Origin of the sequence: Hydrogenophaga sp. (genome assembly GCF_030651625.1) — a bacterium.
In the GTDB taxonomy this organism is placed as follows: Bacteria; Pseudomonadota; Gammaproteobacteria; order Burkholderiales; family Burkholderiaceae_C; genus Hydrogenophaga.
In genome coordinates, this window is record NZ_JAUSCF010000008.1 from 54,314 (window position 1) to 61,949 (window position 7,636).

Here is a 7,636-nt window from a genome sequence, read left to right on the forward strand (position 1 = left end):
TTGTTATCCGCTGCACGGTATTGACTCCTTCCCCCTTTGGGGGAAGGTTGGGATGGGGGCTGTGCCCAGAGAGAGACACCGAACAGCCGCCCCCACCCCCGCCCTCCCCCAGCGGAGGAGGGAGTGAACCGGGGGCACTTCGCACGGCGGCTTCTGCTACCGCCGATGTGCTGGGCACCTTCTTGCTCATGGCCTGGCGTTTGGCCCCAGCGCAGCCGTGCTGGGTGTGGGCGCGGCACGCGGCACAGGCGCCATTTCCACGCGACGGTTAAGCGCCCTGCCCTGTTCTTCCGCGTTGGAGGCCACGGGTTGCTCGGCGCCGAAGGCAGCACTGAACACGCGCTGCTGGGGCATGCCTTCGCTGATGAGCGCGCGGGTCACGGTTAGGGCGCGTTGGGCCGAGAGTTCGAGGTTGTCTGCAAAACGCAGGTTGCCCTGCTGAATGGGCCGGTCGTCAGTAAAACCGCTGACCATCAGCATCTCGTCGCGTTCGCCCAGGTACACCTGCAACGGTGGCACCAGGCTTTGCAGCAGTTGCCGGCCTTCGGGACGAAGCTCGGCGGAGTTGAGTGCAAACAGCACGCTGCCGCTGATGCCGATACGCCCGTCGTTGAGCGTGACACGGCCGCTCTGCAGCGGAATGGCCAGGGCTTTTTCCAGGGCCATGCGGCGCTGCTCTTCCTGCTGGCGTTTGGCCACTTCGCTCTGCAAACTGCTCACCAGATCCATCTGCACCAGCAACACGCCAATGAGCACCAGCACAAACGCGCCCACCAGGCCAGCCATCAGGTCACCGAACACGGCCCACACGGGCGCTGTGGATTCCACGCCGTCGTCTTCTTGCTCGCCGGAGTGGCCCAGGTTGCGATCGTCCAGCTCGGCGATCATGCGGTGCCCTCTACCAGCTTGGCCGGGTGACTGCGCAGGTGGCGCAGGTCTTCCACAATGCCTTGCTGCGCGCTGATGCTGAGGTCGATCACCTCGCGCGCCTGAGCCACGTAGTAGGCCAGCTGTTCGTCACTGCGTGCCATGGACTGGCCCAGGGCGCCTTCCACGCGCTGCAGGCCTTCCACGAGCTTCTCGTTGGTGCTGCTGAACAGCTGCACGCCTTGCTGGAATGCTTCGCCCAGGGCAGCCAGCTCCGTGGCGCTGCGGGCCATGTCGGCCGCCTGTTCTTCCGCGCGGCCAGCTTGTGCACCCATGGTCTGCGCGAACTGTTCGCCGGTGCGGTTGAGCACGTCGGTGGCAGATGCCACCAGCGTTTCGATGGCGGCGCGCTGTTCGCCGGTGGTCAGTTGCACGTTCTGCAGCAGGTTGCCGATGTGCGCCACCAGTTCGCTGCGTTCCTGCAAGGCCAGGTTGTCGCGTTCGGTGAGGCGGCTCATTTCCTGGCGCAGCTGGGCGATCACTTCGGCCGCGGCCTTGGGCGCCTCAGAGGCGGTTTCCATCAGGTGGGCCATGGGCGCTTCCAGCGCCGTACCCAGTGTGGCCAGGTGGGTGCTGACCTGGTTGCTCACCGCGGCCTGCAGTTCGCTGAGGCGGTCCACTGCAGCCTGGCTGCGCGTGGCTTCATTGCTGCGCAGGGCTTCCAGCTGGGTTGCGAAGGCGGATTGCCATTCGGTGGCGCGATCCGCGGCGGCTTGGCCCCGATCGTTCTCGTCTGTGCGCAGGGTTTGCAGGTGCCGGGCCATGTCGGCCTGCAGGGTGGCCAGGCGGTCCACCACGGCTTGTGCGCGCGCGGCTTCGGCGTCGCGCAGGGCGGCCATTTCGCTGCGCCACAGGCCGGCGATTTCATCCATGCGCTGGCCTTGTTGCTGCACCCATTGCGCTTCCGATTCAGCGCGTGCCTGCACCAGCGCTTCACTCTGCGCCAGCAAGCGGGCCACGCCTTCCATGCTGCGACTGGCCTGCTGGCTGGCGCCTTCGGTGATGGCCTGCGCGGTGTGTTCCAGGGTTTGGCACACGGCTTGTTGCTGCGCCAGGGTTTGTTCGCCCACCCGCTGCCAGTGGGCCTGCAGGTCTGCCGCCACGGTTTGCAGCGAATCGGCCCACGCGGTTTGCTGCGCGGTGGCTGCTTCGCCTTGTGCGGCCTGGGCTTGTGAAGCGGTTTCCTGCACGCCGGCAAGCAGCGCGGCAGCGCGTGCTTCAAAGCTGCTGGTGAAACCATTGAGCGAACGCTCCAGACCGCCCACCAGGCGTTCGCTGGTCTCTGCCTGTTGCTGCAGCGCACTGTGCCAGTGGCCGGCGACCTGGTCTGAGGTGGCGGCGAAGCGGGTGGTCAGGCCATCCAGCTGGACCTGCACGGAAGCAATCACCTGTTCGTGCAGGCGGGTGGATTCTGCGGCCATGCCCGCCATGGCGGTGGTGACGATGGGACGCAGGCTTTCGCCGGCTGCACTGGCGCTGGCGGCCAGGCTTTCGCGCAATGACTGTTCCACCGAACGCGCCAGCCCGGTGTAGGCTGCGGCGGCTTCGCTGTGGAACTGCGCCTGGCGGGCCAGCAGTTGTTCGTCCAGCTGCTGGCCGCGCTTTTCCATCTGTTCCATCAAGGCTTGCAGGCCATGTGCCACCTGGGGCAACGCTTCTGCCTGCTGCTGCAGCGCGCGGAAAGAATCATGGCGCTGTTGCGCCTGCGAGAAGGGGCGAAAGTCGGTTGTGATCTTGGCGTCCAGCGCACGAACCACGGCCACGCGCTCGCGCCGTGCCAGCGCCGCCATGAGGCCCAGCATGGCCGATGTGGCCACACCCGCCACCGAGGTGCCGAACGACAGGCCCAGGCCGCGAATGGGTGCGGCCAGCGCCGAGCGTATGGCCTGCAGATCGGTGGAGCCTTCCAGCGCGAACACCGCGCCCTTGAACGTGACCACCATGCCCAGGAAGGTGCCCAGCATGCCCAGCATCACCAGCAGACCAATGAGGTACGGCGTGAGCGCCAGTGCCGGCAGCGCGGCGCGCTCGCCCTCAATGCGCGCGCGCACTGCGGGCCGCAGCGCGGCTGGCACGCGGGGCAGCCAGTCGCTCAACGATGCCAGCGTTTGCGGCACCTGGGCCAGGGCCGATGCCAGTGCAGACGTGCCCTGGCGGAAGCGGTGCACCTCCATCGCACCCGCCAGGTAGACGCCGCCGATGGCCAGCGTCATGACAAGTGCCAGGGGGTTGTTGCCCACAAAGCCCGCGCCCACCCAGACCACGGCCAGCAGGCCCAGCGTCAGGCTGACAAACCAGAGGGCCCGAGCAGTGGCACCGAGGTGCGAAATTGGGGATGGCGCGGTGGTTGCGGCTTCGACAGCGGCGGTTTCAAGGGCGGTGTTCGATGACATGGCATTCATGGGGCGGTCTGGCGCAGGGGTGCGCCCGGGGTGGGCAGAGATGCCTGGTTCGCTTGAAAGGCCTGCAGATAGGCTCCGATCATTCCGTGCACGGGTTGCAGGCGCAGATCGAGCTCGGCGCGCAGCAAGGCGTGCAGGTCTGCGGCGAGGGTGGTGGCAGGGGCTGTTTCGGTTGCATCGGCTTCAGCAGGGGTGTCAGGCGTTTCAGTGGCTTCACCCGCTTTACGCACGCGGGCGAAGCGCGCCTTCAGAAACGAAGGCAGGGTGGACAACAAGTGCTGTTCGCGCCCGCCCAGCAGTTGCTGCAGCGATGCGTCCAGAACGGCCAGCTGCGCCAGGCGCGGTGATGCCATGGACAGGGTCTGGCGCACGTGGTCGCGCAAGGCGCCGATGCGCATGTCCATGTGGCGCTGCAGGTCCAGCACGTGCTGGTGCACGGGCGCGAATTCGTGTTCGGTGAGGTCGGCATCGTGCCGGGTGATGGCGCGCTCCAGCGTCTGGCGAACGCGTTGCAGCTCGGCCTGCAGTTCCACAGGGGTCGGCATCACCACACCATGCAAACGCGCCCGCAGCTTCACCGCGGGCAGAGCCTGGTGCAGGGCGCGCAAGGCAATGGCGTCGGCCACGTTCAGCCACTGGCCCAGGCGCTCGGCCACGTCCTGGCGCGGCAAATCCACGCCTTCGGGCGCGGGCTGCCAGGCGGCCAGTTGGCGGACCAGGGTGGAGCGGTGGGGGTGGAAAGGGCTGCGCAAAAACGGTTCCTCAGCGCCCCGGAGGGTGCTTGGCGGGTGGATTCGAAAGGGATTCGCCGGCGTTGACCATCCTCCCGCCGACAGAATCCGGGTGAGCGGTGGTCCGTGGGGTGCATCAGCACCCCTCAGCGGTGGTACCGCGCCATCCGGCGCGCGGTCTCAGGGGCGGATCACCCAGATACAACTGGGTTTGGAGCCAAGGCGTGATTATTCACATTGCCGGTACCGTTCGTCGGGGATGGGGCTCCACGACAGCGATAACGGCGTAACGAGATGTAGTGGGACGACAGTGCAAGGCCTTGTGCTTCATTGGGCTGAACCCGATTCGGCGGCTGGCACCAAAGGCGACCCGGGGGATGTTCAGCGTGCCTGCGCAGCAGCCGGCACGACCAGCACCGCCCTGAAATCATTCACATTCGTGTGTGTCGGACCCGTCATCACCAGGTCGCCGATCGCTTCGAAGAAGCTGTAAGCATCGTTTCGTGCCAGGTGGTCGGCCACCTTCATGCCCAGCGCATGGGCGCGTGCCAGGGTGTCGGGCATGACCAGGGCACCGGCGTTGTCTTCCACGCCGTCGATGCCATCGGTGTCCGCAGCCAGAGCCCACACGCCCGCCTGCCCTTGCAGTGCCTGCGCCAGTCCCATGCAGAACTCGCCCGCACGCCCACCCCGCCCCCTGGGCTGGTCTTCTGCGCGGGGCCGCACCGTCACCGTGGTTTCGCCGCCGCTGAGGATCACGCAGGGCGCCTTGAAGCTGCTGCGGCCCTGTGCCGTGGAGCGGGCCAGAGCCGCGTGCACCTTGCCCACTTCACGCGATTCACCTTCGATCTCGTCGCTCAGCACATACGCGTTCAGTCCCAGCGCCCGCGCTGCATCGGCCGCGGCTTCCAGACTTTGCTGCGGCGTGGCGATGAGCGCCACCACGTGGCCCTCGAAGCGCACGTCGCCCGGTTTCGGGGTTTCCAGCGCGCCGCTGTCCAGTTGCGCACGCACGGTCGCGGACACTTCAATGCCGTAGCGCCGCAGGATGGTGAGCGCATCGGCGCAGGTGGACGCATCCGGCACGGTGGGGCCGCTGGCGATGACACTCACGTCGTCACCCGGCACGTCGCTGATGGTGAGCGTGACCACGCGCGCCGGCGCACAAGCCGCCGCCAGGCGACCGCCTTTGATGGCAGAAAGGTGCTTGCGCACCGTGTTCATTTCCAGGATGTTGGCGCCGCTCTCCAGCAATTGCCGGTTGATGCGCTGTTTGTCTTCCAGCGTGACGCCTTCGCACGGCAGCGTGAGCAGCGAAGAACCGCCGCCCGAGATGAGGCACAGCACGAGGTCGTGCTCCGTGAGCCCCTGGGTCAGCTCCAGAATGCGTCTTGCAGCGGCCAGCCCGGCGGCATCTGGCACCGGGTGCGAAGCCTCCACCACTTCAATCCTCTTCGCAAGGCCTTCCGGTCGGGGCGGGATGTGGTGGTAGCGCGTGACCACCAGGCCAGAGAGCGGCGCGTCAGGCGGCCAGAGGGCTTCCACCGCCTGCGCCATGGCACCACCGGCCTTGCCCGCACCAATCACCACTGTACGGCCTTTGGGGGGTGTGGGCAGGTGCGCCGCCGTGTTGTGCAATGGCAGGGCGCGTTGCACCGCCACGTCGTACAGGTGCCGCAGCAGCACGCGGGGATCGCCGTGATGGACGTCGGTGATGGCGGTGCCGGTATGGGATGAGAATGTGGACATGCCGCTGATTGTCACCACAACACGCTGCCTTCGCACCCACACACTTACCCGCACTGCTTGCCATGTCCAGTCTGCTGATTCACAACGCCGCCTGCCTCGCCACCTTTGACCACACCGACCCCGCGCAGGGGCGTGAGTTGAAAGACGCTTCACTGTTCGTGCGTGACAACCTGATCGAATGGATCGGCCCAACCGCAGACATGCTCCCTGCCCTGCGCGATGAGGCCAGCGAGGTGATCGACGCGCGCGGGCATCTGGTGGTGCCGGGTCTGGTGAACACGCACCACCACATGTACCAGAGCCTCACCCGGGCCATTCCCGGTGTGCAGGACGCTGAGCTGTTTTCATGGTTGCGCGGCCTGTACCCGATCTGGGCGGGGCTCTCGCCCGAAGCGGTGCGGGTGTCCACCCAGGTGGCCATGGCCGAGCTGCTGATGAGCGGCTGCACCACCAGCAGCGACCACCTCTACATCTACCCCAACAGCCGCCATGGAAAAGTTTCGCTGGAAGACAGCATCGAAGCAGCGCAGCAGATCGGCATGCGTTTCATGGCCACGCGCGGCAGCATGAGCGTGGGCCAGTCACAAGGTGGTCTGCCGCCGGACGCGGTGGTGGAGCGCGAAGAGGCCATTCTGAAAGACAGCCAGCGCCTCATCGAAACCTGGCACGACAGTCATCGCGGCGCCATGCTGCAGGTGGCACTCGCACCCTGCTCGCCGTTTTCCGTGAGCCCGACGCTGATGAAAGAAAGCGCAGCCCTGGCGCGCAGCTTCAAGGGCCAGGGCGTGCGTCTGCACACCCACCTGGCCGAAAACGACCACGACATCGCCTACAGCCGCGAGAAGTTCAACAAGACCCCCGCGCAGTACGCGCAGGAACTCGGCTGGCTGGGCGACGACGTTTGGCACGCGCACTGCGTGAAGCTGGACGACGAAGGCATTTCCCTCTTCGCCGCCAGCCGCACCGGCGTGGCGCACTGCCCCTGCAGCAACATGCGCCTGGCCAGCGGCATCGCGCCCTTGCGCCGCATGCTGAACGCTGGCGTGCCTGTGGGCCTGGGGGTGGATGGCAGCGCCAGCAATGACGGTGCCCACTTGGTGAGCGAGGCCCGTCATGCCCTGCTGCTGGCCCGCGTGGGCCGCGCACTGCAGCTGCCTGAAGAGCGCGATGGCAAAACCTTCTTCGGCTGCGATCTCGGCCCCACCGAAATGACCGCCCGCGATGCCCTGCACCTGGCCACGCGCGGCGGCGCAAAGGTAATGGGCCGCAGCGACATCGGCCACCTGGCCGTGAGTATGTGCGCCGACCTCGCCCTGTTCGACCTGCGCAGCCTGAGCTTCGCCGGCGGCGCGGTGCACGACCCAGTGGCCAGCCTGCTGCTGTGCGCCAGCCCGCAGGCGGCGTACACGGTGGTGAATGGGCGTGTGGTGGTGCGGGAAGGACAACTCACTACCGTCGACCTGGGGCCGCTGATCGAGCGCCACAACCGGCTGGCCATGCAACTCGCAGAGGCCGCGAGGCGCTCAGCCTAAAGAGAAGACTGCCGCTCAACCGCCACCCTCACCCCAACCCTCTCCCGCCAGCGGGAGAGGGAGCAAGACCGCAACGCCTGAGAAAGGGGCAGGGAAAAGCCGCGTCAGCGGCACGGGGGTTCGTATCGAAGCATCTCCGGAGTGGAGTGCCTCTATCCAGGGCACCCGTGGAACCGGCTTGTATGGTTGAGGTGTTGGGGTGGAGGGCCTGAAATACCGGCTAACGGCACTGACCGACTGGCGGAGATTGCCCCCACCCCGCCTTCCAGCGTCGATAAGGAACTGAGCGGCACCG

5 protein-coding genes are annotated in these 7,636 nt (G+C 66.8%); 1 reads left to right on the plus strand and 4 read right to left on the minus strand.

What is annotated here, in order from left to right:
* Positions 1 to 186 precede the first annotated feature (186 nt).
* The 4 genes from Q7V46_RS03500 to Q7V46_RS03515 form a co-directional block, all read right to left on the minus strand.
* The gene (locus Q7V46_RS03500; protein WP_304912121.1) at positions 187 to 888 is read right to left on the minus strand and encodes an OmpA family protein; all 702 of its coding nucleotides are present in this window, start codon (positions 886 to 888) and stop codon (positions 187 to 189) included.
* A complete protein-coding gene (locus Q7V46_RS03505; RefSeq protein WP_304912122.1) occupies positions 885 to 3,320 on the minus strand; it encodes a DUF802 domain-containing protein in 2,436 nt (811 codons plus the stop codon). The genes Q7V46_RS03500 and Q7V46_RS03505 overlap by 4 nt, the downstream gene beginning before the upstream one ends.
* A gap of 5 nt (positions 3,321 to 3,325) precedes the next feature.
* Positions 3,326 to 4,081 carry a DUF3348 family protein gene (locus Q7V46_RS03510; protein ID WP_304912123.1) on the minus strand — a complete coding sequence of 252 codons (756 nt, stop codon included), beginning with the start codon at positions 4,079 to 4,081 and terminating at the stop codon, positions 3,326 to 3,328.
* 360 nt (positions 4,082 to 4,441) lie between these two features.
* The gene (locus Q7V46_RS03515; protein WP_304912124.1) at positions 4,442 to 5,809 is read right to left on the minus strand and encodes a glycerate kinase; all 1,368 of its coding nucleotides are present in this window, start codon (positions 5,807 to 5,809) and stop codon (positions 4,442 to 4,444) included.
* Positions 5,810 to 5,871: 62 nt separating this feature from the next.
* Between Q7V46_RS03515 and Q7V46_RS03520 the strand changes: the two genes are divergently transcribed.
* The gene (locus tag Q7V46_RS03520) at positions 5,872 to 7,341 is read left to right on the plus strand and encodes an 8-oxoguanine deaminase (protein ID WP_304912125.1); all 1,470 of its coding nucleotides are present in this window, start codon (positions 5,872 to 5,874) and stop codon (positions 7,339 to 7,341) included.
* The last annotated feature ends 295 nt before the right edge of the window (positions 7,342 to 7,636 follow it).

What these genes read in the sequence shown, in the direction of transcription:
- Q7V46_RS03520 (WP_304912125.1), top strand. Translation starts at nt 5,872, where the DNA reads ATGTCCAGTCTGCTGATTCACAACGCCGCCTGCCTCGCCACCTTTGAC.
- Q7V46_RS03515 (WP_304912124.1), bottom strand. Translation starts at nt 5,809, where the DNA reads ATGTCCACATTCTCATCCCATACCGGCACCGCCATCACCGACGTCCAT.
- Q7V46_RS03505 (WP_304912122.1), bottom strand. Translation starts at nt 3,320, where the DNA reads ATGTCATCGAACACCGCCCTTGAAACCGCCGCTGTCGAAGCCGCAACC.
- Q7V46_RS03500 (WP_304912121.1), bottom strand. Translation starts at nt 888, where the DNA reads ATGATCGCCGAGCTGGACGATCGCAACCTGGGCCACTCCGGCGAGCAA.